This is a genomic window from Ruegeria sp. BG9 (assembly GCF_056538305.1).
The window spans coordinates 163857-189268 of the sequence record NZ_JBQFSY010000004.1 but is presented as its reverse complement, the minus strand read 5'-3'; the positions used below and the strand labels follow the sequence as shown (position 1 = coordinate 189268).

The window sequence follows — 25412 nt, the reverse complement described above, 5'->3', positions numbered from 1 at the left end:
CGGATCCCGTCAGGGTGGCTTTCTTTCGAGGGCCACCCTCAGCAAACACACGCTGGCAGATTACGTTCGAACCGGTCTGATCACTCCTGCGCAAGAGGCATGGTTGCGTTGGCATCGGTACCGTTACGCGATACCGCAAACTGCGCCTGAGGCTGTTCGCCCGACACCAGTTCCGCCAACACCGCATCGAGGCTTTCCGGTCCTTCGAACGCAAGACCCGTTTCGGCCTCGCTGACGAGCACATCCCCAGTTTGCAAGCTGCCCGACGCGCCCTCGGGCACCTCTGTCACAACTGTCTGCCAGCCACCGACCCCGTTGCCGTTGACGCTAAAGCCGTAGCCGTTTTCCAAACCAATCGTGCGGAATGCAGGCAAAGCGAGCAATCCGTTCTGCGCCCGTGTCTCCCCCAGAGGACGGTAGCGCGCGGCCACGCGCAGATACCCGTCGGGATCCACCTGCAGGTTCTCAAGCACCTGTGCCGCAAACGAGGCATCGTCGCGCACCGGCTTGCCGTTCAAGGTAAAGATGGTGGCCCCGCGCTGAACCCAGTCGCCGATCACCGACATATCCTGATTGGCATCCACACCCGTGATCGAGAACATATTGCCGGTCGAGGCGCGACGGCGGGACGTGTCAAACGGAACCTCAACATCCCAATGAGAGAACGCCACCTGAGCCTCGGCCAGATTGACCGGAGCTGCAGGGACCTCAGACTCAGGCGCGGTCACTTCGGGCGCGGATGCCGTTTCTTCGGGTGCGGCTGCTGTTTCTTCGGGCGTTGCGTCTTCGGTCACCGTTTCTGCGGGGGCTGCTTCTGTGGCAACCGTCTCCGCAGTTTCAACCGGCTCCTGCTCAACAGGCTGCACTGCAGCGCTGACTTGTTCCAGTTCCTGTGAAGGCTCTTCTGTTTGGGCCGTTTCGACTGCCGCTGTTTCGGATTCCACCGCTGCGGTTGCGGGCTCCGCCGCTTCCGTCGCAGGGGTCACCGCCGCCGCTGTCTCGGCCTTGTCCGCATCACCGGACATCATCACATACCCACCTGCGGCCAGAGCAATGGCCACAACAGCCACACCTGCCAATAGCTTGCCATTGCCGCCGCTCGATCCGCTTTTGACAACCGTATCAACGGCAACCGCTGTTTCTTCGCGGGGCGAGAGCTTGGACAGATCCTCTTCGGCCTTGTCCTCATTGCCCATGACAATGTCGGAATTGCCCGCCAACAAAGCGGTCACAACCGCCTCGGCGTTTTCGCTTTCAGCCTTGATCCGAGCTTTCTCGGCCTCTTTGTCTTCACGGTCCATGCCGACGATGACCGAAACCGGACGATAGGCGAATGTATCGAACATCACCCCCGGCCCGCGGAACATGCGCAACCAGTCCAGCGCCGATTGCAGGCGGTCGGTGGCGTGAACCTCCATCGCTTTGTCGATCGCTTCCAGGAATCCCTCGGGATAGCCTTCGAACCGACCGGTCAGCGGGGTATAGGGATCTTCCTGACCGTTGTTGAACGCGTTCAGGCGGCTTTGACCATCGATCGGACGCTCACCGCTGATCGCGTGATACAGCGTTGCCGCCAGCACATAGAGGTCGCTGCTGGGGCCTTGCTCAGCGCCGCGCACATAGAATTCATGGGGCGAGTAGCCATCCTTGATCACCCGCAGCGTCAACAGCGCCGCCGACTTGTTCGCCGCCTGCTCGCGCGCAGCGCCAAAGTCGATCAGAACCGGATCGCCATTCTCGTCGATCAGGATGTTGTCGGGGGAAATGTCCCGATGCAGCATGCCACTCTGGTGGATGAACGAGACCGCAGACAGCATCTTTTCGGTCACCTGCACGATGAAGTCAGGGCCGCTTTCGTTCTCGGGCTTGTCCATGTAGTCCAGCAGGTCGCACCCGCGGATCAGGTCCATGGCGATATAGGCGGTGTTGTTGTCCTCGAACACCTGATGCACGTCGACGATGTTGGGATGCACCAGCCGCGCGTGGTTACGCGCTTCCTGGATGAAAAGGTCCACGATCGCGCGCAGGTCTTCAGAGTAGGAGGGATCAGCGGCTTCGACCAGGTCTCCATCGCGACGGCAGAGCGCGCCGGGGAAACATTCTTTGATGACCACGTCCCGCTCCAGGCTGTCACGGGCCAGATAGGTGATTCCGAAGCCACCATTGCTGAGATAGCTCAGGATTTCATACTGCCCCCGCAGGAGCTTGGCTCCGGGTTGCAGACCTTCAATTTTTGGTTCGTCGTGCGATGCACCGACAGCCTGGTTATGGCTCATTTCAATCCGCCCGTATTTCTCAAATCGCGGTACAGAAAACTGGGCAATCAGCCCGCGAACTCATAACCAAAAACAACCGCAGGACACTTAAGTCCGGTTAGACGTTTCAAATTTGACTTTATTGGGGCCGCCTCATGGCTTCACTATGGATCGTATTTCCCCTAAATCAACATATAGTGTTGGGTCCATTTTGCAATCATAGATATGGTAAATTCACATATATAATTCGAAAACTGAACCGACTAAAACAAGCGGTTGGTCTACGAATTCGAAACAATAGGGAATCGTTTTGGACAGGCCTCGAATCGCCGCAGTGCAGCTCAATTCCAGGTGGAGAGCGTCAGGTTCCGGTCTTGGACTGCTCGGTCGCCACAGTGCTACCAGCCCAGGCGAGGTTGTCGCTCAGCTGTGCCAGTATACTGATGGCATCACGCAGAGGTGCGTCGCCGCTTTCGAATTGCAGTAGCAGCAGAAGGTCGGTGGCCTTTTCGAACTCACCGGGGATCCAATCTGCATCGGGGTCGATCTCGCCGCCCTGTTCCAGACGTTCGGCAAAGTCCTCGACGATTTCCTGACAGCTCTGCAGGAACGCGGCCGGTTCGATATCCGAGGATTCACGCAGGTCCTCATAAATGCTGGCAATCGCGGCCAGCCAGTCCTCGAGGATCGGGTTGTTCAACGGTGGCAGGGCCGATCCGAGCGCAGCTTGAACCGAGGGGCTTTCGGTCTCCGGCTCTGGCTCGGGGCCAGCGAGAGTTTCCAGAAACGGCTGGAACAGCTCGGCAATGTCTTTGCGGGCTGCGTTCAGGTCATGCATCCGACGAGCGGAAGCCGCCTCAAGCACCTTCTCGGCCAGATTCTGACCGCCGCAGTTTTCCCACAGATCAAAATCTGGTTCAGGCTCTTGCGCCATAGCTTTCACAGCGACAGGCGTACCGATTGGAACCACGGCGTTGAAAAGGCCTTCTTTTTCCTTGTTCAACCGGGCAAGCACGCGATCCAGAGCATCTCGGACGTGAGGCAAATCGGTATGCGTAACGGCCAGCAGACTGTTGTCGCGTAATTCCTGCGGGACCTGTGCCCAAAGATGACGTTCGGTCTCGCGCCAGGCGTTTGTGCCGTTGGTACACCAGATGGCGCAGTCCACGAAACGCAGCAAGTCGAGCGTTGGTTTATAGGTCTCATCCAACGCGCCCGAGCCGGGCAGATCGAACAGAGAGATCTCGCGCAGCGCGGGCGTGTTCAACCCGACGGAGATGAAATCAGGCTCATCTTCGGCCGCTTTCTCCAGCACGATCCCCGAGTAAGTCTTGGGCTCCTTGTCCCACCAGCCGACGGTGGTTTCAGGCGCATCCGCATAAGCAACGATTACGAGGGGCAGCTTCAGATGCTGTGGGCCGGTAGGCAGAATGTCCGCCCCGGCCAGCATATTGGCGAGGCTGGACTTACCCGCCCCGAATTCCCCGGCAAAACCGATATTGACCGCGTTGGACAGACGCTCGGCATGGGCCAGAGCCTTCGCGCGCATATCCTCCAGCGCCGAATCCATTGACAGGGATTCGGTTGCGTTCAGAAAGCGCTCAAGCTGTCTGACGTCCTGTTCGGTTCCGGGAAATTCGATCATTCCGCTGCCTTTGCTTGTCCTTCATCCGCGCGCACCGGGCCGAACACCGTTTCCAGTTCATCGGCGATGCGACGGGCCCGATCGAACGCATCCTGCGCTTCGGCCTGAGCATTAGTTTCACCCGATCCGGTCCGGTGTTCAAGATAGCCGCCCAACAGCGCCACATAGTGGTCCAGAACCGTTTTCAGCCGCTCCATCAAGTTTTCACGAGCCGTGTCGATCAGATCATCCCCGATCAGTTCGAATTCCTGCACGATCATCCGCTCTGCGCGCGTGACCACGCTTTTGCGCGAAATCAGGCGCGACAGCCAGTTCACCCGCAACTCAACCGTAATACCGCGAGTGAGCGCCGTGGTGTCAGGACGGAACCACCGCACCGCGCTGGTGTTCATGCGGTTGTCGACGGGGTCCTGCCATCCGGGCAAGGCGCGCAGGGCCGCGTTGGCCTGCATGTCAATCGCGTAAAGCTCGCTCAGCATGCGCTGGCGGACGACCTGCGTGGCCCCCTGAATCAACTCGCGCATCCGGTCGCGCAGAGGGGTAAAGTTCAGCTCGGTCTCAGCACCTTTGGCCAGCAGAGGCGAATTGCCATCCGGGCCGCGCACCACGGCCGAGACCGCCTCGGCCACCGTATCATCCATAACGCCGCGCAGATTGGCCAGTACATCGTCCATGTCGCGCGTCATCACCTCGGTTTTCTCGGCGACAAGCGCCCTGAGTTCACCAAGCGTCTTGTTGTTTTCATCCAGATCGACTGTGGCCGAGTCATCCTCGGACTCCAGCGCGCGCAGCTCGGCCTGCGACCGTTCCAATTCGCCTTGCGCGAAACTGTTCAGATGTTGCCAGGCCATCCGCAACTGTTCACTGCGAGGGCCATCGGCCAAGGCCTGTGTCACATGCCGCCGCAAATCCGGCAGGCCCGAGGCGATCATGGCGGCAAAGCGCAACACGCCTTCACGGCTGATCGGGCCGGGGCCTTGCTTGATCTCTTCCACACCGTCCAGATACTGCTTCATCTGCTCGGGATGAGCGCGCAGCCATGCCAGAACGTCATCGTGATTGACGCCGGTCTCATCCCCGGTCAGCGCATAATGCGCCCATTGGGCACTGCCCATCAGCACGTCAATGTCCGAATTCCCCAGCGCTTGTTCCAGACCGTCCAGAACATCGCTGCGCACCTTGCCTGCGTCCTCGGCCCCGCCGCCCAGCTCATCCACGCGGTTGATGAAGACGACGATCTGGCCCAATTCCAGCGCCTGCATCAGGCGGAACAGCTTTAGGTCAGCCCGCGACAAGGCCTGATGTGCGGATAGAACCACCACAAAGAAATCCGATTCCTTGAGGTATTGGCGCGAGATTTCCTCGCGGATCAGCAGCGGGTCGTTGACGCCCGGCGTGTCGGTAACTGTCAGCGGAAACGGGAAATGGCCGATGTCAAAATAGACCTCGGCCTTTCGGGTGATATCACTGTAAAGTCCCCGATCTGAGCCGGGATCGTGGGTTTCGCTATCGCTCGGATCATCGCCCGCGCAGACATAGCGGGCCAGATCGTCCGAGTTCAGGTCTTCCAGATCGTGGTGCTGACCTAACAGTTGCTCGTAACTGTCGCCCAGACGCAAACGGGCGCGGGTTTTCATCGCCTCGACCTGCTCTTCGATCATCTCGCGCTTATAGCTGTCCTCTTCATCAGGGAACATGTTGCGCAGCTCTTCACCCTCGGCGATCAGAGCCTGCCACTGGTGATTGTCGAAGAAGTGGAACTCTGCCCCTTCGGTGCGGCCCGAAGGATGGCCGAAATGCATATCGGTGATCACCGTCGTCCACGGGTTCACATCCGAGGGCAGGTATTCGGCCTGCCCCGTGAAGCCGTTGATCAAACGCGATTTTCCCGCCTTGATCTGCCCAACAAAGGCGATCGACGGTTTCAACCCTGAAAGGTCTCCGACAATGCGCGAGATAAACTGACGGGTTTCGTCATTACTCGTCTCGTTCATGTCTTCGGCAATGCGAATAAGCTCGCGGCGACTGGTTTCACTCATAACTTTTTACCCTGGCAACAAGAAACACTGGTTTGAATTGATGGAAAATTTGAAGGATCGGGAGGCGCTCATGAGTCACCCCCGGAAAGTTTGGTCCACAGGCTAACAACTGCACCCAGCTTGCGCGCCTCATGCACGGCAATTGCGGTCTGGCCCTGATCCTGCACCACCGCCACGGCGGCTCCCTTACCCCCCGAAGGACGCATGACAATCAGTTGAGGTTGCTGCAGCTCGGACTGGCTATCATCGTTCCATCCGGTCAGATCCGCCATGAAACGCGTCAGAAGATCGGCATCCGGGCGCAGCGCAGCGTCCCCCTCGAACTGAGGGTCACCCCTGTCGATCAAACCACGCGCCTGCGCGAAACGCTCGGCACTGTCAAAGAAACCCCGCGCGGCAGAGGTGGCATCCGGTGCCTGAGGCGCGGGTTCTTCAACATCCGGTACAACAGAGACAATAGGCTCGGCCGGGAGTTCGATCTGGTCACAGGCCGTTTCGATTTCGCCAAGCGTGACACCGACGTCATCGGCTTCAAGCTCGGCATCTGGTTTCAGCGAGACAAACTCCAGCGGCGCGGGCGCGTCGGCGATGTCCGACACCAACTGCGCAAGTTTGCCGATCAGCCCTTCGCGTGGTTCGGTTTCAAAATCCGGCACCATACCCGACCGGACGCGGAACACATCGGTCACGCGGGCATTGCTAACCTCGATCGCCAGCACGTCGCCGTTGGCCGCGGTGAACTCCAATCGGCGCGGCAGAACGGTACCGCGAATTGCGCGCAGAACACCCGCTCGGCGCGCAACCGAGGTCTCGCCCTCGACCGTGACGGCAGGCGACAAACGTGCAACCGAGGACCGCCCGATATTGTCGAGCATGTCGAGTATGTTCGTATCCATCATACCGTGACCCCCTCTGGTCCCGTTCAGACTGCGGCCGCAACCGGCCCTAAGCTGAGATGTGATTTGGTAAGCGCCAACCCTGCATTCGCGCTGTTGCTGCAGATGTAGCAGACCACATGTTCGGGATATTCCCGGGTCCGCTGGAAAATGATCAACCTTTCGCCGGAAAACACCGCGATTTCCCCAAATCCCGGTGTTTCAGATGTATCCCCGCCTGCTTCACGCAACATGGCTTCAAAGGCCACGACCCCGCGCCCCTGAAACAGGTTCGCCGCGGCCAAAGCCAGCGTGTCCAGCACGTCCGAGGCATCAGAGTCCTTGACGCTGGTGCCCAGCAACATCCCCGTTTCCATGTCGACATACCCGGCTGCAACACAGTCGGGTATGGTCTCCATCGCCGCGGTCAGAGCAGTTTGAATAGACATCTAACTCCTGACCTTCTTGTAATCTTTTGGGCTACAGAACATGCCATTCTGCCCCTCTGTGTTCCCCGGCTTTGGGAATAGACCTGATCGCCTCTTTCGTCTGAGATTCTGCGTGCTCGCGGGCAATCTGGTCGAACTCGGCCAGGAAGGCCAAGAACGCGCGTTGAAGCCCCTCGGCATCGGTCGGCAGGTCCCCGGCGGCGGCAAGCTCTCGCCACATCGCGGCTGCGCTGGGAAGCTCACTTGTGGAGATGCCCAGCAGCCCCTCGTTTGCATCTTCCTCAACCTCTTCCGGCTCGGGCTGCGGCATCAGACGCACTTCGACCAGACCGTTGGTTTCGGGCTCCGGTTCAAAGTCATCTTCATCGCTGCCCGACTGTTCCGCCATCAATGCCGTGATCGACGAGACCGAAACCTCGATCCCGGGCGCATCAGACTGGTCTTCTGTGGCCTCCGTCGGCGCAACCTCGGGTGTGTTGGACAGGGTCTTGTTGAGCGACACCAGAAGGTCTTCGGATTCCTCAGCCTCAGGCGCGGCCTCAGCCACATCATTTGCGGGGCTGGGCGTATCCTCCTCTTCGGCAAAGACATTCTCATCTTCATCTTCCGCGCCCGAGAATTCGAACACGTCCAGATCAGCCTCGCTATCAGCGAAAGAAGACAGGTCCAGCGGGTCTTTGGGCTCTTCTCTGAACTGGGCGCGCAGCTGGTCCTCTTCCGTCTCGGCGGGTTGAGAGTCCGGCGTTGGGACCATTTCGGCGCGCAGGCGCTCGGCCTCGTCCGCATTGATCCGCTCCCGCTCGGCCTCGTCCGAGCGGCGTTCGACGCGGGACGGGCGCACTGGGAAATTAGTGACCACGCCACTGTCCTGATCTGCCACCTCCGGGGTCTCCGAAGGCACCGGATCCACCAGTTGCAGCGGCGCGACCTCAGCGGTCTCGTCCTTGCGCTTGGGCCGGGTCGGGCGCACCAGCGGGCCGTCAGACTGGCTCTTGTCAATTTGGTACCGCGACAGATGGCCGGCGCGGGTGTCCATGATCTGCTCGGTGATCCCCAAGAAGCAGTCGATCATCTTGCCGCCACCGCTGCGCGCCCACATCTCGGGGTCGCCGGTCTTATCGCGCGCGGTAATCGCATCGCGGGCAGAAAACAGGATCGAGCGGTTGAACAGATGCCCCGCTTCGCGGTTGACCCGACGCAGGACTTTTTGCCGGTCCTTCTGGCCCAGTGCGTCCGCGCGCGTAATCAGCAGGATCGAATTGTTCTGCAACCGTTCGGGCAGAGAGACCCATGTCGCACGTTCAGTTTCCCGCCAGGCCTGCGTCGCATGGGTGCACCACAGAACGCCATTGGCCTGTCCAACAGCGCGCTGCCAAACATCGGTCGAGATTTTGGGGTCCGAGATACCAGGCGTGTCGATCAGATCCACCGCCTCAAGAATATCGGCTTCAAGGAAAATCCGAATGAACTGCGCGTCGTTGACACCGACGCTCTCAAGCTGATCCAGCGAGATATCTTCGGTGCTGCCATCATGGCGTTTGACGTAAGCCGAGCGATTGCCATAGCTGAACCAAACCGGTGGGAGTTGGGTTGCGGTGACCTGCGTCGGCAAGGCCTGCTTGCGCAGCAGAAAATTCATTAGCGTCGATTTACCGGCGCTGAACTCGCCCATAAGGGCGAAAACCGGCTTACGGCGCGACCACTGCTCGATACGCTCCCATGCCTTGGGGGTGATGAAACGGTTTTGGATATCTTTTGCCATTTTTCTACTTACGCCGCTTCGTTGCTTAGGTCTTTGAGAATGCTGCCCAGAATCTCGTCACGGGATTTCTGCAATTGCAGACCCGCCATCAGCGCCGGATTCTGCCCTGCATCCTTCTCGGCCGTGGCCGAGATATTCAGCAGGGTTTCCTTCTGCTCGCGCAGGAAGTCGGTTAGGACGGCCCGCACGTTTTCAAGCACGGCGGCGACCTGATTTTCCTCGATATCCTTGGTGATCGAGTTCGCCTCGGACGCGATCAGACGGGTGTAATCGGATGCATAAGCTTCGAACCCTTTGCGCCGCTGCCACCAGCGCCGCCACCATGTGCTTTGCAGGTCCAGAGCGATGGTGCGACCGATCCCCAGCGGGGGCGGTACACGGGGCACGATCGGGGCTTCGATGTTGAACTCACCCAGATGATTGCCAAGCAGTTTCTGATAGAGCGCTTCTACATCCGCCGCAGCTGCAGAATAAAGCGCGCCGGCTTCCTTGCGCATCGAACGGGCAAAGCTGAAATAGGCCGCTTTTTGCAGTGTCCGCAGCCCGGCGGGATCGTATTGCCATGTGCCCTGCTCGCCATTCTGTTCCAGATGCGAAATCAGAGAGTCTGTAGCCCGTTTGACAAAGCTCGTCTCGGCCGAATTCAAACGCTCAAGCACCTTGTCGCGCAGCTTGGCGGTCAGGTCAGCGGCCTTTTTGTCATACTCGGCGGACACGGCGGCAATCGCATCTTCAGGCGACGCGCCATCAAGATCACGGACGACACCCTCACCCCCGGACAGGGTTTTCGCAACCGCTGTGGCGCGAATCTGGCTGGCAATGTTGCGCGCCCGGTGGCGCACGCGGTCCAGCAACCTGGCCCCTGCCCCTTCGGCGATACGTTCGTTCATTGCCAACAGCAGATCGGGCAGGCCCGAAAGCGCCCAGATCTTATCCAGTGACGGCGCCTGATCCCCGAACCCTGCGGCAAGGTAGAAGGTGTTCAGGGTCTCGCGCGATTCCTCGGTCAGAATATCCGGGTTGCCGGTCAAGGCCGCCTCGGCCCAGAGGGCGCTGCCGAACACGACACTTGTGTTGGCGTCGATATTGTTCTGTTTCAGCGTGTCCTGAATCCGGTCGCGGATCTCGGGCACCTGGTTCACCGGATCAGCCAACTCATCAATACGGTTCACGAACAGGACGATCTGGCGGTTTTCGAACTGAGCGATGATCCGCATCAGCGCCATATCCATCGTGGTCAGCGCCTGACTTGCAGCCAGCACAACAACACAAACCTCGGACCCGCGCAGGCTGCGCAGCGTGATCTGCTCGCGCACCATGAAGGTATCGTTCACACCGGGCGTATCGCAGAGCTTCAGCGCAATCGGGTATTGCGGGATGTCCATATAGAGCTCGGCCGATTTCGTCACATCGGCGAACCGTCCGGTTTTGGGATCGATATCCGGATCGTCCTCATCACCCAGACAGACATAGCGCTGGATCAGCTCTTCGTCGAAATAGTCGTACTGGTGGCTTTGACCTAGGATCAGGTCGAAATGCTTGCCAAGGCGCTCTTCTGATTTGGCTTTCATCTCACCGATCTGGCGGCGGATATCGTCCATTTCGTCATCCGCACCAGCGCGGTTGGCCAGCTCGCCCAGACGACCGCCGCCCACCATCAGGTTGTCCCATTCTTCCTGCTCGAAGAAGGTGAACTTGGATTTTGTGTCACCCGGCGGGCGCGTATTGATGTTCAGCGTCGTAACCACCGAAGTCCACGGGTTCACATCCGACGGTAGCAACGCCGGACGGCCTGCCAGAATGTTAACGATCGAGGACTTGCCTGCTTTGACCTGCCCCACCATCGTCACGCTGGCGGTGAAGTTCTCCATCCGCGTTTTGAGCGTCGCCAGACGCGCTGAGGAGCGCGCATCCGCCACCTCTGTCAGTTGGTCGATCTGCGATGTCAACGACGTCATCGCCGACGTCATCGGCATCAGAGCTTCGTTGCCCACAGACAAAAGGTGGTCATTGCGCGCCATGTTTAGCCTCCGGTTCCTGTTGCCGCGATCCGGTGCGCGTGATCCGCGCCTTGAGCTGGAATCCCGGTCAGGGTGTCGATACGGGCGATTAGGTTCAGGGCGTTGCCCAGAATCTCGGCCTCAGCCCGCGGTGTAATGGTTTCGTAGCCTTCGGAATCTGCCAGAACCTCGATCGAGATGAAGCGGTCGCCGTTTTCAAGACAGGCCACACGACGCCCGGTCGGAAAGCCATCAGACTTGCTGGCGGGCAGCGGCATCCGCGCGTTTGCCAGCAGATAGTGCTGGCCCGAATGGGTGCGCAGTGAAATTCCAAAGCCGGTATTGGGGTAGTCACGGTTCAGGGTTTTGAGTTCACCCAGAAAACTCTCACGTGCAAAGATTACAGCATCCTGCTCGTGGGCAGCGGAGTTGTTCGGATCGGTCACAGCAAAGAACCTCAAGACTGGAGTTGAGCAAAAAAACTCGTAAGGGCGCCTAAATGGCAGAAAAGACTCATTAACTCCTACGCGACCAAGAAGCCCGTTCAAGGCGGTGTTATTTTGGCGCGAATAAGATATTTTGGCGTTTCAAATGTGGCGCCATTAAGGCGCACGATTCATAAGAATGCCTCAACCCCTACGTGTACGGGGTTCTCCTTCAAAAACATCTATCTCGCGACGAACCGCATAGTCTGCAAATTGGCAACGTTGGCGGACTATACCGCAGCGCTTGGCAAATACCAGCGAATCGCAATGGCGTTTTGTTCAAGCGCAAAAACTTGCCTTTGGATGGATTTTACCCCTCGCGCTGGCGGAAAAGCTTTGCTATCCAGCGCTCCAGTCCGACGCATAAGCGTCCGGTTGCGGGTGTGGCGAAATTGGTAGACGCACCAGATTTAGGTTCTGGCGCCGCAAGGCGTGGGGGTTCAAGTCCCTCCACCCGCACCACTGATATCCACAGGCGATAATTGTACTGTTTTAGCTGGTCCGCTCAGTTGGCAGTCACTGTGAAACCAGAGGCCAGCCTCTTAGTTTCGCGACCCGAACCATTTACGGTAAATCTCGTCATAGGTGCCATCTTCGCGCAAAGCCAGCAGCGCCTGATTGACCTCTTCCACCAAGGGTGATCCCGTCGGGAAGGCTATGCCGTAGTTTTCGCGCAGGAAGATCCCTCCGGTCATCGTGGCGATACGGCGACCCTCATGGGCGGCGAAATAGGACAGGACCGGGGCGTCGAATACGACGGCGTTCAGCTCTTCGGCCTTGAAAGCCTCCAACATTTCATCAAGCCCCGGGTAGGCGACGTATTCGATCTCGCGTCGGTTGAGGAAACTGGCCGCCGTCGATCCCTCGATCGTGCCAACATTTTTACCGTAAAGGTCATTGACCGAGTTCACATTTCCGGTGATCGCATCTACCGTCATGACACTGGTGATCCGGGCGGTGAAGACCGAAACGATGAACAAGGACGACACCACCAGAATAACGCCCAGAATCCGGCCAAAGGGCGTGCGAGGCATCCTCTCTTCAAAGCCGCCGTTGACGACCAAATTCAGTGCCCACCAGAAGGATGGGAACCAAGCCTCGTTCAATTTCCGATCGAAATAGGGCTGCGCGCGGCGTTCGAACCCCCACATCAGCATGCCGCCCCCCAGAAGAATGGCAAAGGCCAGGCCGATGGCAAAGAACAGCTCGGCCGACAGCAGCGCCTGCAGCAGCGACGGCTTACGCGCCGAATCAGAGGGCACCATGATCTGCAACCCGGCCTCAAAGATCGGCTGGCTGAAATCCATCTGCGTCTCACGAAGCGCAGTGATCGAGATATTTGCGATCGCCAAATCCGCAGTACCATCCTGAACGGCCCCAAGCATGTCTGCGAAAGCCTCGACCCGGGTAACGGAGTACTCCCACTCCAGCGACTCGGCGAGAGCTGCCAGCAGGTCCATCGAAAAACCAGCCTCGGCACCGTCCTCGACATAGGAAAACGGTGGGCGGGTCACCGTGGTGACGTTCAAGGTTTGGGCCAGGCTTTGCTGTGCGAGAACGGCGAAAGTCAGGCTGATCAATGCGTAAAAGGCGCGTTTCATGGTCAAATTACCTGTTTCGCCGCCCTGTAGCGCGATTGAGGTTAAAACAGCAAGGTCACCGCAGGGTAAAGCACCATGTTTTATTGGCGTCTCAACTCGACACATTGTGGGAATTACCGGGGGAATCTGGCGGATTGGGGTTGGCAATCCGGCCAATTCGTTGAATCTGTGCGGTAACCTGAACGAAAACCCAACCCCGAGGCCCGAAATGACGGACGCAGTTCAATTGACAGCGGATTTGATCCGTTGCCCATCGGTCACACCAGTAGAAGGGGGGGCTTTGGTCTTGTTGGAAAATCTGCTGTCAGATGCGGGGTTTGACTGCACGCGGGTGGATCGCGGCGGCATCTGCAACTTGTTCGCCCGTTGGGGGGCCAAGGGGCATCCGCGTAGTTTTGGCTTCAATGGCCATACCGACGTTGTTCCGGTAGGCGATAAGACCGCATGGACCAAGCCACCGTTTGGAGCCGAGGTGCATGACGGCGTCATGTTCGGACGCGGCACAACGGATATGAAGTCCGGAGTCGCTGCCTTTGCCGCTGCAGCTATTGATTTCGTCCAAGACACGCCGCCTGACGGGGCCGTCATCCTGACCATCACCGGGGATGAGGAAGCCGACGCGCTGGACGGCACGACGGCTCTGCTGGACTACATGGGTCAGGCGGATGAGCAGATGTCGGTCTGTCTGGTGGGTGAGCCGACCTGTCCAAACCATATGGGCGAGATGATCAAGATCGGTCGTCGCGGCTCAATGACTGCGTGGTTTACGGTGACCGGGGTGCAGGGGCATTCGGCCTATCCCCAGCGGGCGAAGAACCCTCTGCCAGCGATGGCGCGGCTGATGGATCGGCTCGCCAGTCATGAGTTGGATCAGGGCAGCGATCACTTTGATGCCTCTACGCTGGCCGTAGTGACAATCGACACTGGCAATGCCGCGACCAACGTGATCCCGGCGCAATGCAGCGGGGCGGTGAATATCCGCTTTAACGACCTGCATTCCGGGGCTGTCCTCGGCGATTGGTTGCTGCAGGAGGCCGATCAGGTGGCGCAAGACTACGGCGTTGAGATTGAGACCCGGATCAAGATCTCGGGCGAAAGCTTTCTGACCCCTCCGGGCGCGCTGTCCGATCTGGTATCTAACGCCATTAAAGCCGAGACCGGCGTAACGCCCGAGCTATCGACCACGGGCGGCACATCCGACGCGCGGTTTGTCAAGAACCACTGCCCGGTGGTAGAGTTCGGGCTGGTTGGACGGACCATGCATCAGGTGGATGAATGCGTCGAGGTAGCCCAGATCGAGCAGCTCAAGGCGATCTACACCCGCATCCTAAAAGACTACTTCGACTGACTTGGTCAGGGGGCTGCGATTTTAGTCATGACGCCGTCGCACCACCGTGCTAGGCCAAACCCATGACTCGCATCCCCACCAAGCAAGAGGTCCTCGACTGGATCTCGGCGAACCCCACCCTGACCTCGAAACGCGATATCGCCAAGGCCTTTGGCATCAAGGGCGCGGATCGGATTGATCTGAAACGCATCCTCAAAGAGCTTGAGGCCGAAGGGCATCTGGAAAAGCGCAAGCGCAGCTATCGCGACCCGGACCGTCTGCCTCCGGTCAGCGTGCTGCAGGTGAAGGCCCCAAATGAGGATGGCGACCTGTTCGCGCGGCCTCTGGAGTGGCATGGCGAAGGGGTTGAGCCAGTCGTGCTGCTGATCACCCGCGCCAGCGATCCCGCGTTGGGCGAAGGCGACCGGATTCTGGCCCGTTTGACCGTCGTGCAGGAAGAAGACCACAACTACGAGGCCCGCCTGATCCGCCGTATCGGGACCAACCCGCGCAAGATTGTGGGCCTGTTCCGCAAAGGAACCGAGGGTGGGCGGATCGTGCCTATCGACAAGGCCAGCCAAACCGAATGGCAAGTGCCCGAAGGCGCGGTGCATGGGGCCAAAGATGGTGAGCTGGTCGAGGCCGAACAGGCCGGACCCAAGTCCCGCATGGGCCTTCCTCGCGCCCGCATTGTCGAACGTTTGGGCGACCCGTCCGCGCCAAAGGCTGTGTCGCTGATCGCGATCCATCAACATGGCATCCCCGACGATTTTCCCGACAAGGTCATCGCCGAAGCGGACAAGGCCAAACCCGTTGGTCTGAAGGGTCGCGAAGACTTGCGGGACATGCCGCTGCTGACGATTGACCCCTCGGATGCGCGCGACCATGATGACGCCTGCTATGCCCATGCCGATGACGACCCCAAAAACCCAGGCGGTCACGTGATCTGGGTCGCAATTGCCGATGTCGCCGCCTATGTGCAGCCCGGCACTTCGCTGGACCGCGAAGCACGCAAACGCGGCAACTCAAGCTATTTCCCGGATCGCGTCGTGCCAATGCTGCCCGGTCGTCTGTCCGGCGATCTGTGTTCCCTGCACGAGGGCGTCCCGCGGGCCTGTATCGCTGTGCGGATGCAAATCGACGCCGAGGGCAACAAAATCGGCCACCGCTTTGTGCGCGGCCTGATGCGCTCGGCCGCGTCGCTGCACTATGCTGAGGTGCAGGAGGCCATCGACGGCTCCCCCAATGACCGCACGGGACCGCTGTTGGAGACGGTTCTGAAACCGCTCTACGCCGCCTATGCCGCACTGAAAACCGCGCGCGCGGCGCGGCAACCGCTGGAGCTGGACCTACCCGAACGCAAGATCGTTCTGTCCGACACGGGTGAGGTCACCAGCGTCGCCTTCCGCGACCGTTTGGATGCGCATAGGCTGATCGAAGAATTCATGATCCTCGCCAATGTCGCGGCGGCTGAAACGCTGATTGCGAAACGTCGGCCCCTGCTGTTCCGCGTCCACGAGGAACCCGCGCCTGAAAAGCTGGAAAGCTTGCGCGAAACGGCCCAAGCCGCTGGCCTGAACCTTGCCAAGGGTCAAGTTCTGCAAACCCGTCACCTGAACGCCCTGCTGAATGCGGCTGCGGGTACCGAGGATGCGGAACTGATCAACCTGACGACCCTGCGGTCGATGGCGCAGGCCTATTACAATCCCGAAAACTTCGGTCATTTCGGGTTGGCATTACGGAACTATGCACATTTCACCTCGCCCATTCGTCGCTATGCTGACCTGATCGTCCACCGCGCGCTGATCTCGGGCCATGGCTGGGGTGATGACGGTCTGACCGAGGATGAAATCGCCCGGCTGGACGAAACCGCGACGCACATCTCGGACACTGAGCGACGCTCGATGATGGCCGAACGCGACACGACTGACCGCTACCTGGCGGCCTATCTCAGCGAACGTGTGGGCAATGAATTCACGGGACGCATCAGCGGCATCGCGCGCTTCGGGGCCTTCGTGAAGATGGACGAAACCGGCGCGGACGGGCTGGTGCCTGTCCGCTCACTGGGGCGTGAGTTCTTCCATTTCGACCGCGAGGCGGGAACCCTGATGGGCTCGGATACCGGACTGATCATAGCGATTGGCCAACGTGTCACCGTGCGACTAACCGAGGCGACACCGGTCACGGGCGGCTTGGAGTTGGAGCTGCTATCCATCGACGATCAGGCCCTGCCCCGTGGACGCGGGCCGAAGGGACGTGCAACCAGACGCAAGGCGGTGAGCACCAAGCGCAAGAAGGACAAGATCAAGCGTAAGATCGAACGGAAACGGCGTCAGCGCTAGCAGTTGTCCGCAGGTTGTGACGACCCCTGTGCAAAGACAAGCAAGTCACGCATGCGGTCGTTCAGGTGGGGTTCAATCTGTTGCCGCGCACGGGCGATCCGCGCGCTTTCCTCCAACTTGCGGGACAGGGCGTCGATATCCACGCCGTTTCGACTCAGCCAGTGCTGCAGCGCCTGCTGATCAAGCAGGCCGTGCCGCTGCCGAAACTCTGATACTGCAAGCACAAGGTCTTCGCCCGGAACGGGTTGCCCGGAGTGCTGGTCCAGCGCAAGAGCCAGCGCGTCGATCTCTGCGGCAAGGCGCAGCGCGTCGAACCGATCACCGGAGGCGGTCATGCATCGCGCAAGGACCTCAGGATCATTCAGCGGGTTATGAGACAGCACGCCTGTCAGAAGGGTTTCGAACGCATCCGTATGCCGGAACTCGAACGCTGGCGCGGCGGGAAGCGTATCGTTCCGCCAGTCGTTCTCCACACGCTTCAAACAGGCCTGTGCATCGCGGTTTTTCTGATCAATTCGACCCTCGGGAAGCCATGCCTCAAGGCGGTCTGCGGCGACCGGGTCCAAAGCTGCACAGTCTTCCAAGAGGCTGTCAAAGCTGCGATCGGGATAAAACCTGCGACGGGCGGCTGCGACAAGGGCATCCGCCAACTGCCGCTCAACAACCTGCGCGGCGACAGCGGCATCCAGTGTCCAGCGGATGTTCACCAGTGGCTCGGAAAGGTTTGCAAAACCGACCTCTTCAGGCGCATGGATCAGGGCGACCTCATCATCAGCTTCAAGCCGGAATTGGGCGAACGCGTCAAAGATCTCACCGACCCCGACCATGCCAAAACTGCCAAGCTCACACGCGCGCAGAGCACCGATCGAGGCGGCACCATAGACGGGGATGCCTTCGGACAAGGCCCACAGGATTTCCTTGTGGTAGACGGCAGGCAAGGCCTCGAAATAGCCATCCAGCAGGATGATGGCACGCGGGCGAGCAAGCGCTGCCTTCAGCAGATCGCCCTGCGCCGCAGGCCCAAGACGCCGGATCGGCAACCGGTCTTCCACGTCACACCGGCGCGGCAGGGAAGGACCGGCAAAGAGGACGATGTCACCTTGGCTCATGACACCTTCCGCGCGCGCGCTCCGGGGCGGTATCCGGGCGCGTAGGATGTACCTTCAAGCCCCGGCGCAATGACCCGCATGACCGTTGCGGGCAGGTCGGGAACCGAAAGATCAACGGCAACCGGCACCTCAAGCCCGGCCCGTTCTAGCGCGGCCAGCATGCAGTCAAGGCTATCACGAGGGGAGCGGACCTGATGAAACGGCACTCGATCGAACCGGTGTGGCGTGTCCGCCTCAACGATCTCGGCGCGCTGCGACCAGAGCGTTTCCGCATTACGCCGTGCTTCATAATAGTCGCGCGTGCGATCATCCCGCGCGCCTGAGATGAGGGTCAGCCGACTTTGCGCCGCTTCGGTCAGGGCACGAGACAAGGCGATGCCCCGCGCAGGGTGGCACCCTGCCCCCGAGGCCGCCTGCAAGCCACGTCTCGTGTCATCCTGACGGTCGATGATTGTTGCAAAGAATGCGGGAATTCCAAGGTCCGAGGTCACGTCCCAGATCGCGCAAGCCACGCCTGCGGCGTCAAACCTGTCAAGAAGCGCTTTGCAAGTCGGGTCTGTGACGGAGTGCAGATCGACCCGGCAGGACGCCATGTTGCTTGGGTTGAGCTTCCACAAAGTCACCGCATCACGCTCCAGCGTTTCGGCCAGAGCCTGACAGGTAGCCTCATCAACGCTGCTGCCCGAGGCGAGGCCGGTCGACGACATCAGACAACACCCCAATCCGGGCTGCAGGGGTAGCGTGTAATCCATGTGGACTAGTTCAAAGGGGACCCAGACCGAATGATCATCTGAGAGCGCCTTTCCCTCGGCCCAAAGCACGGGTTTGCCGCGCGAAATGGGGTGATCTGAGATCCTGGGCAGACGCTCAAGATCAATCACTTTTTCCGACTTCGCCAAGTCATCGGCGCATGCCAGACGCAGGGGCAAAACCGGAGTTTCGGCGCAGCTGAGCTCGACCGCCTCCATCAAGGCCGAAACCTTTGCATCCGCGACGGTCGCGCCTTTGCCTTGCGTCACGGCCAGAGACCGCGCATTCGGACGATGCGCGGCGTAGACGGGAATGCCGATGCAATCCAGGCCGGTCAGTTCAGCCAGCCGGGTGACGCCAAGGCGTTTCATATGGGGCAAGACACGGTCCAGAACCTGTACGGACGGAACCGCGTGAGCAGGCGCTCGGTGCTGGTCTTCCCCCTCCTGCCCCATGTCTGTCAGAGGGGCTGATCCTAGCTGCGTGTGAATTTGTGCCTCTGTTTCAGCCCGTCGATATTGACCAGATAGCAGGTCCCTTCGGGTTCGAACTTGTCAGGCGGCAGGAAGTCTTTGGGCGGGATGGTGGCAAGGTTCACACCACATTCCAGAAGCTCTCGGACCAAGGCCCAGCCCTTGTCGTTCTGGTACTTCTCGGGATCAACCTGATAGGCTTTGTTGTCCCAGACCTCACGCGGGATATGCAGCACTGTGCCATCATCGCTTGCAATAATCAGGTCGTGTCTAAAATTCTCAATATCGCTTTCGGACATTATGTCTCCTCCACTCAATACAGGCACGTTCACTACAGCAAATCGAACCCGTTGCCGCAAGCTTTCCCTCGGGCCGGACCAATCTGGCGCAAATGAGCCGTGTTAGAGGAACCCAGAATAGCGTGCGGCGTCGATCAACGCTGCGATGCGTTGTTTGATCAGGGGCACGTCATCCGTGCCAGTCAGGGTGGCGATGTCTGCCACGACATTGCGCAGCGTCTCGGTCAGGTTCTGCTGACTGCTGTCCAGCAGGCGCGCGCACAGGTTGGGTACTTCTGACAGGTCTTTCTGCGTCTGGCCGGATGCGATCAAAGGCAACAGCGCGGACCATTCAAACGGGTAAGCGATCGAGGTCTTCTCAAACTGAATCATCGCGTCGCGGGCCAGCTTGCAAGCGGTGCTGTCAGCGCCACGCTGCCATGCCTCCCACGACAGGTTGGCGGTTGCCAATGCGATATATTCATGCATCTGCAGTTCCCGCGCCAACGCGATGCTTTCATGAGACAGGCGCGTGGCCTCGGATGGGTTGTGCATGCGCCGATAGACGAGGGACAGATAAGTCATGCAGCGCAACTCGATCTTGCGGTGACCGGATTGGCGCGCGGCCTCCAATCCTGTGCTCATCGCCTCTTGGGCCTGAGGCAGGCGGATACTGTGCAGATTGACGAACCCAAGGATAAACAGGGCTGAGGCAACTATGGCGAGATTTCCGGTTTCCTCAGCCGCAGACACATAGTTCGATGCGGTTTCAATCGTGTCCTCAGTCGGATCATAGCGCGACATTCTGAGGTCGCGCAGCACCAGTTGATCGAAATACTCGGCGCGTTGTTCAGCGGTCATGCTGCCCACATCCTGCGCCAGTCCAGCCGCCAGTTGAGACATCGCCTCGCCATCCCCGCTCCAATAGTGAACGTTGAGCGTATTAAGCTGGATGTCGATCCACTCCCGCAGAAGCTCGGCGTCGTCCCGCCACGCGGTTTGATCCAGCGCGGCCTCGGCGGACGCAAGTTCGGCCAGTGACCCCGCGCGATCCTGTTGCAAGGCATTGCCGGTCAGACGGTGTAGCCGAGCAGTTTTCCGGGGGTTGTCTGGAACCAACCCTACGGCCTCACGATAAGCCGCAACCGCGCCGTCCAGGTCGTGTACCAAGGTTAGGACGGTGCCAAGCTGTTCCAGCAGGTCAGCGCGTTCCGGTAAGGTGCCGGGGTGCAACCCGTCCGATAGGGTGACCTGTTCCAGATGGTTCAACGCGGATTTGAAATAGGCCGTGGCCTCTGTATTCGCGTAGCGCGAACTTGCCTGCACCGCCGCCTGCTGGAAGCACCGTGTTGCTTCAGCATGGTTGCCAGACAAACCCCAATGGCTGCCGAGAACATGGGCGGGCGTGATTTTGCGAAACCGCGCACCAAGTACAGCCGCAATTCGCGCATGCACCATTGCACGCACGGATCGCAGCATGGTCTCATACGCGGCATCTCGCATCAGGGCGTGGCGGAACGAGTATCTACGGGCCGCAGCCGGCGCGGGAACAATAATCTGCGCCGATACCAACGTGTTTAAATGAGCCGACAGCGCATGATCGGATTCATCAATCACGGCAGACAGAACGTCGAAGGAAAAATCCCGACCAATGGCCGCAGCCGTCTGCAGTATCCGGCGGGATTCGGGGTGACGATCAAGGCGGGCGACCAACAACTCGTTCAGCGTGGTCGGTACCGCCGTCTCATCAATCGAGGTACCGCCCCCATCGGTTCGGTCAAAGACGCCGGTTTCTATGAACGACTTGGAAAGCTCTTCGGCAAAGAGCGGCACCCCGTCGGACCGATCTGCGATCAATTCCAGCACCGGCATCGGCACCGGTTTCAGATCATAGACATGCGCCGCAATCTCACCGATTTCCTCGTTGGACAGCCGGGTCAGTTCGATGCGCGTATTGACCTCCCACGCGGTTTGAAACGCGGGCCTGCAGGTCAGCAGCACCATGACCTGCTCATCTTTGAACGTCTCAAGCAGCCGTCCCAAAAGCTCTTTTGTGGTCGGGTCGATCCAGTGAAGGTCCTCGAAGACAACCAGCACTTTCTTGTCGCGCACATACCATTCGAACAGAGCAATCAGCGCCTGAAACGTCATCTCTTTCCGTCCCAGCGCATCAAGCGGCAGCGTGGTGTCGCGCCCGTGTTCGCGAAACTGCATCAAGGCGTCCGCCAATGAGGCTGTCTTGCCCGGATCCAGGTTTGTAGCCGAAAAAATCTGTTCCAGCCGCTGGGCCGTGTCCCCGGCCGAAAGCTGCCCCCCGCCCAAAACCATAGACCAGATTTGGTTCAGTACCGGATACAGGGCGTCATTGGTGTGAAAGGGCGAGCATTGAAAGCGCAGAACGTCGCCCTCGACCTCGAACACATGCGATACGAACTCTTCCACCAGTCGAGACTTACCGATCCCCGGCTCACCAGAAATGAGCGTCGACCGCGGTACGCCCTGCTCGACCTGCTCCCACGCGCCATCCAACTGGGCCAGTTCAACCTTGCGATTGATGATCGGCAGCTTTTCTTTTGACCGACGCTTGAAATCGGGGGTGGGGCCGTCCGTTGCGCCTTCGACGCGCCAGATACGTACCTCGCCGCGGAAGCCTTTCAATTTGTGATTTCCCAGATCGGTCAGATCGAATTTGCCTTCGACAATCTTCTTGGTTTCATCCGAGATCGCCAAGGTGCCCGGTTTTGCCATCAACTGGATACGGGCAGCCAGGTTGGGCGCGCGCCCGACGGCCTGATCCTCTTCGATATACGAGTTGCGGATCAGGTCTCCGACAACGACATTGCCCGTTGCGATGCCAATGCGGCAATTCAGCTTAACCCCATGCGGGCGGCCCAGAAAATGCATCGAATCGGCGATGCTCAGCCCCGATCGGATCGCCCGCTCGGCGTCATGATCATAGGCCTGAGGCCAGCCGAAATAGGCCAGAACGCCATCGCCCAGATATTGCGCGACAAAGCCGCCATACTCTTCGACGATCTCAGTCACGGCGCTTTTGTAGCTGGTCAACAGGGTCGAAAGCTCTTCGGCGTCCAGTTGTTCGGACAGTTGGGTCGAGCCAACAAGATCCGTAAACACCACTGACAGCTGCCGCCGCTGTTGCGGCGCGACCGAGTGGCTGCGATCCGCCTTTTCCGCAAAAGGGCCATTTGCCAGGTCCGATGCCTGCCCGCTGCGCAGCAAGGCAATCGCGTTCAGCAACTGGCGGCGATGGCCAACCGATGCGATCCCCATATCCCTGAGGTCTTCTGCAGTGATCGTCGGCAGCAGGCTGCCATCCACATCATGGTCATGAAACGCCGTGACGTAGCGCTCCATTCCAAGCGCGCGCAGCCAATCGTCGAGATCAATTGCCATCGTGTTGTTTCACCATTCACCCTACCAACGGGCACTTACGGCACGACTGAAACACTCCAACCGCCCGCCTGAAGCGCTGCAATCTGAAAGAGAGCGCAAAAAACAATTATCATCATGATACCGATTCCACTATCCTCGGAATCGCAACATTATCAAGGGGAAGAACGTCGTCGTGCCCAACTCAAGAAATTTGCTTATCGTCGGAACCGGAAATGTCGCCAACGCGCTTGCGCGCCGGTTTTCTGCAACGGATCATGTGGTTCATATCGGCTCGCGAGATGCCGGGCGAGGGGCCGAGGCGGCGGACCGACATGGTATTGAAGGCGGCCTTGCAGCCGATCTGGTTCAACACGCCGAGGTTGTGTTCATCGCCGTGCCTTTCACGGCTCTGGACGAAACATTGGAGGCTCTGGGATCGCTGGAAGGCAAGGTGGTGGTCGACTGCACCAACCCTCTGACCGATGACTACATGGCTCTGACCCTGGGGCATACCACATCCGCAGGTGAGGTTTGCCAGTCGAAGCTGCCGGGCGTTCCGGTCGTCAAGGCCTTCAACGCGATCTTTGCTGATGTCGTTGACTCGGATCCAACCTATGGCGGCATCCGCCCTCAGGTGTTCCTTGCCGGGGACGATGCTGGGGCAAAAGAAACGGTGGCCGAGTTGGTGCGTGCCATCAATTATGACCCGGTCGATAGCGGGGCGATGCTGAGTGCGCGGTATCTGGAACCTCTGGCCGAGTTGATCATTCAGATGGCCTATGTTCAGGGCGAAGGCACCCAGATCACGCCCGTCATCCTGCGCTCAGACGCATAGTAACGCTTCAATACCGGGAGAAGCAGGAAGGCTCGGACGCGCTGCCTGCTTCAAAGGTCTATTGCAAATAGCGGCCGCCGCGAGTCTGGGCCGGAGCTTCGGATCGCCATTACTTGGCCCCCGACGTGGGCGCCTGTTAGATTATGTCACCCGCCATACGGTTCTTCCCAGCTTCGCGAAGCTCTTTCGATCAGAAGGAAAACAAGCTTTCGGCAATACGGTAGCGGTAGCACAGCGAGACAATGCTCATCATTCCACCAAGTCCAGTCAAAACACTCGTGATCTTCTCATCAACCGAATACTGCTTGATTGTGTTTGACACCTTTGACCAGCCTGTCAGCCACACCTCTCGATGCGAGATTTTCTAGGACATACCAGAACAGTCCATCGCGCAAAATTGGGCCAAATGGCAAGCCTTTCTAACCCAAGAAGTTACCGTGGAGCCTTCTGGACAGTCGTCAGCTATGCGGGCAAACCGGCCTGTAGCGGCTGCAGCGAGCTTGCCGACGACCACAACACAGAATACGGAAGTGGTGCGGCGCAGCGTCATTTCCCGAAAGCGGTCATCGAAAGCTGCCAAATTGGCTTAACTCGAAACTGGTCGTTCGCTGCATTTGTGTCGGATGTCTTAGTTGTGGAACATGCAGTCGCTGACGGGCATTCGGATCATCGGTACAACCGTTTGATGACAATTCTCTGCTGTGAGTAAGGTCCGGCTGACTTTCGGGCAGCGCAGACAATTTTGATTTCTAAATCTCCGCGAAGTCTTGCAGAACCGCGAAAGGCACTCCGGCAAGCGTCCGTGGACCTCTTTTTAGCAATTGGCAATTCGCGACCGCGGGTCGAGATCAGTTTATCGGTTTGGCTTGCGCCAAACGTATGAGCTATGTGCTTCTGCACGGCGTTGACCACGTTAGCTACTGTAAAGGCTACATATTTTCTTCACAGGGAAACGCGCTCCAAAGGCTTTTTGAGATTGCTGAACCAGCACTCTCCTCCCATGTCTCGGGGTGATCCGAGATATAGTTCACCACGATTTCACGCATTTGGTGGTTCGGAAGTCTGGGAAAAACACACCTGCCGGAGCGAAGAGGATCAGTAAACTCTTTTGTGTTCTCAATTGGCTCGCTTCCCAAACCTTTTGCTGCTCGGACAGTGTGCCAAGTCGTGTCTCCTCCTTCGCGATATCCGGCCATATACCCCATACAATAGCCCAGTTGCAGCGCATCCCCGTCAGTGCAGATATCAACAAGTGTACGGCCATCCATTTCGGCAGCGGCTTGCGAAACAATGCTCGATAAAAGCACTGCTGCGGCTGAGTTTAGAATTCTGGCTGTCATTTCACGCCTCCTTACTTTCAAGCATTTGCCAGAAGTAGCGGCATTTCTCGGAGACCTCATTTTCGATCCCGAGTTGTAGATGTTTAACATAATCGCGGCATTTCCGCCTTGACGCAGATCATATTCGTGGAACTTTGACGTCCTTTAACGTCTGCGCTTGGGAAATGTGCTGCATTGCTTCAGTCTATTCGGCGTAGCAATGCAGCAGTGAATTTGGCCGCGTCAACATCAGGCAACTTGTTCTGCAATTCGGACGTTAGCGCCTAAAATTCGCGGCACTCTTAATCAATGGCCGCTTTTTTGCCTAAAACGCGGCTAGTGGGGTTGGCGAAAATTCTCTGCGTCGGCGGAATGCTGGACAACAACACTTCCAGTACGGGGTCTTTGCCGAAATTCACTGCGGTCCTCCGCCATGTATATCTTCAGTTCGTCGCCAATTTCATCAAAGTGGAAT

General features: G+C 58.9%; 17 protein-coding genes and 1 tRNA gene. 4 read left to right on the top strand and 14 right to left on the bottom strand.

From position 1 onward, the window contains the following. Positions 1-80 precede the first annotated feature (80 nt). From ACR0I8_RS08670 to ACR0I8_RS08635, 8 genes are all read right to left on the bottom strand, one after another. Entirely contained in the window at positions 81-2276 is a 2196-nt protein-coding gene (locus tag ACR0I8_RS08670; protein WP_170690766.1) for a serine/threonine protein kinase, read from the bottom strand. A 340-nt stretch (positions 2277-2616) separates the two neighbouring features. Further along, positions 2617-3900, bottom strand: a complete 1284-nt coding sequence (locus ACR0I8_RS08665; protein WP_170690768.1) for a dynamin family protein — start codon at positions 3898-3900, stop codon at positions 2617-2619. After that, on the bottom strand, positions 3897-5939 hold the full coding sequence (locus tag ACR0I8_RS08660; RefSeq protein ID WP_170690770.1) for a dynamin family protein: 2043 nt from the start codon (positions 5937-5939) through the stop codon (positions 3897-3899). The genes ACR0I8_RS08665 and ACR0I8_RS08660 overlap by 4 nt, the downstream gene beginning before the upstream one ends. A 68-nt stretch (positions 5940-6007) precedes the next feature. Next, positions 6008-6838, bottom strand: coding sequence for a hypothetical protein (locus tag ACR0I8_RS08655; RefSeq protein ID WP_170690771.1), 831 nt, complete (start codon positions 6836-6838; stop codon positions 6008-6010). Between the two features lie 23 nt (positions 6839-6861). Beyond that, entirely contained in the window at positions 6862-7263 is a 402-nt protein-coding gene (locus ACR0I8_RS08650) for a hypothetical protein (protein WP_170690773.1), read from the bottom strand. A 31-nt stretch (positions 7264-7294) separates the two neighbouring features. Then, a complete protein-coding gene (locus ACR0I8_RS08645) occupies positions 7295-9025 on the bottom strand; it encodes a dynamin family protein (protein WP_170690775.1) in 1731 nt (576 codons plus the stop codon). Positions 9026-9033: 8 nt separating this feature from the next. Continuing rightward, a complete protein-coding gene (locus ACR0I8_RS08640; protein ID WP_170375735.1) occupies positions 9034-11046 on the bottom strand; it encodes a dynamin family protein in 2013 nt (670 codons plus the stop codon). A 2-nt stretch (positions 11047-11048) separates the two neighbouring features. Next, positions 11049-11471 carry a hypothetical protein gene (locus ACR0I8_RS08635; protein WP_170375737.1) on the bottom strand — a complete coding sequence of 141 codons (423 nt, stop codon included), beginning with the start codon at positions 11469-11471 and terminating at the stop codon, positions 11049-11051. A gap of 416 nt (positions 11472-11887) precedes the next feature. On the opposite strand from ACR0I8_RS08635, the gene ACR0I8_RS08630 reads away from it, so the two are divergent. Beyond that, positions 11888-11972: transfer RNA gene (locus ACR0I8_RS08630), tRNA-Leu, on the top strand. A gap of 80 nt (positions 11973-12052) precedes the next feature. Here the strand turns inward: ACR0I8_RS08630 and ACR0I8_RS08625 are convergent. Next, positions 12053-13111, bottom strand: a complete 1059-nt coding sequence (locus ACR0I8_RS08625) for a transporter substrate-binding domain-containing protein (protein WP_170690777.1) — start codon at positions 13109-13111, stop codon at positions 12053-12055. 208 nt (positions 13112-13319) lie between these two features. On the opposite strand from ACR0I8_RS08625, the gene dapE reads away from it, so the two are divergent. Next, the gene (gene dapE / locus ACR0I8_RS08620) at positions 13320-14459 is read left to right on the top strand and encodes a succinyl-diaminopimelate desuccinylase (protein ID WP_170690779.1); all 1140 of its coding nucleotides are present in this window, start codon (positions 13320-13322) and stop codon (positions 14457-14459) included. A gap of 62 nt (positions 14460-14521) precedes the next feature. After that, positions 14522-16780, top strand: a complete 2259-nt coding sequence (rnr, locus tag ACR0I8_RS08615) for a ribonuclease R (RefSeq protein ID WP_480703028.1) — start codon at positions 14522-14524, stop codon at positions 16778-16780. On the opposite strand, the gene ACR0I8_RS08610 is transcribed toward rnr, so the two are convergent. From ACR0I8_RS08610 to ACR0I8_RS08595, 4 genes are all read right to left on the bottom strand, one after another. Beyond that, positions 16777-17889, bottom strand: coding sequence for a TfuA-like protein (locus ACR0I8_RS08610; RefSeq protein ID WP_170690782.1), 1113 nt, complete (start codon positions 17887-17889; stop codon positions 16777-16779). The two genes, rnr and ACR0I8_RS08610, sit on opposite strands and share 4 nt — an antisense overlap. Continuing rightward, positions 17886-19019 (bottom strand): YcaO-like family protein, encoded by a 1134-nt coding sequence (locus tag ACR0I8_RS08605; protein WP_170678147.1) that lies wholly within the window; start codon positions 19017-19019, stop codon positions 17886-17888. The genes ACR0I8_RS08610 and ACR0I8_RS08605 overlap by 4 nt, the downstream gene beginning before the upstream one ends. Before the next feature lie 95 nt (positions 19020-19114). Next, positions 19115-19411 (bottom strand): hypothetical protein, encoded by a 297-nt coding sequence (locus tag ACR0I8_RS08600; RefSeq protein ID WP_419739375.1) that lies wholly within the window; start codon positions 19409-19411, stop codon positions 19115-19117. A 102-nt stretch (positions 19412-19513) separates the two neighbouring features. After that, on the bottom strand, positions 19514-22804 hold the full coding sequence (locus tag ACR0I8_RS08595; RefSeq protein WP_170690784.1) for an adenylate/guanylate cyclase domain-containing protein: 3291 nt from the start codon (positions 22802-22804) through the stop codon (positions 19514-19516). 172 nt (positions 22805-22976) lie between these two features. On the opposite strand from ACR0I8_RS08595, the gene ACR0I8_RS08590 reads away from it, so the two are divergent. Then, positions 22977-23618 (top strand): NADPH-dependent F420 reductase, encoded by a 642-nt coding sequence (locus ACR0I8_RS08590; RefSeq protein ID WP_480525637.1) that lies wholly within the window; start codon positions 22977-22979, stop codon positions 23616-23618. 929 nt (positions 23619-24547) lie between these two features. On the opposite strand, the gene ACR0I8_RS08585 is transcribed toward ACR0I8_RS08590, so the two are convergent. After that, positions 24548-24958, bottom strand: coding sequence for a Rap1a/Tai family immunity protein (locus ACR0I8_RS08585; protein ID WP_170690786.1), 411 nt, complete (start codon positions 24956-24958; stop codon positions 24548-24550). Positions 24959-25412 lie beyond the last annotated feature (454 nt).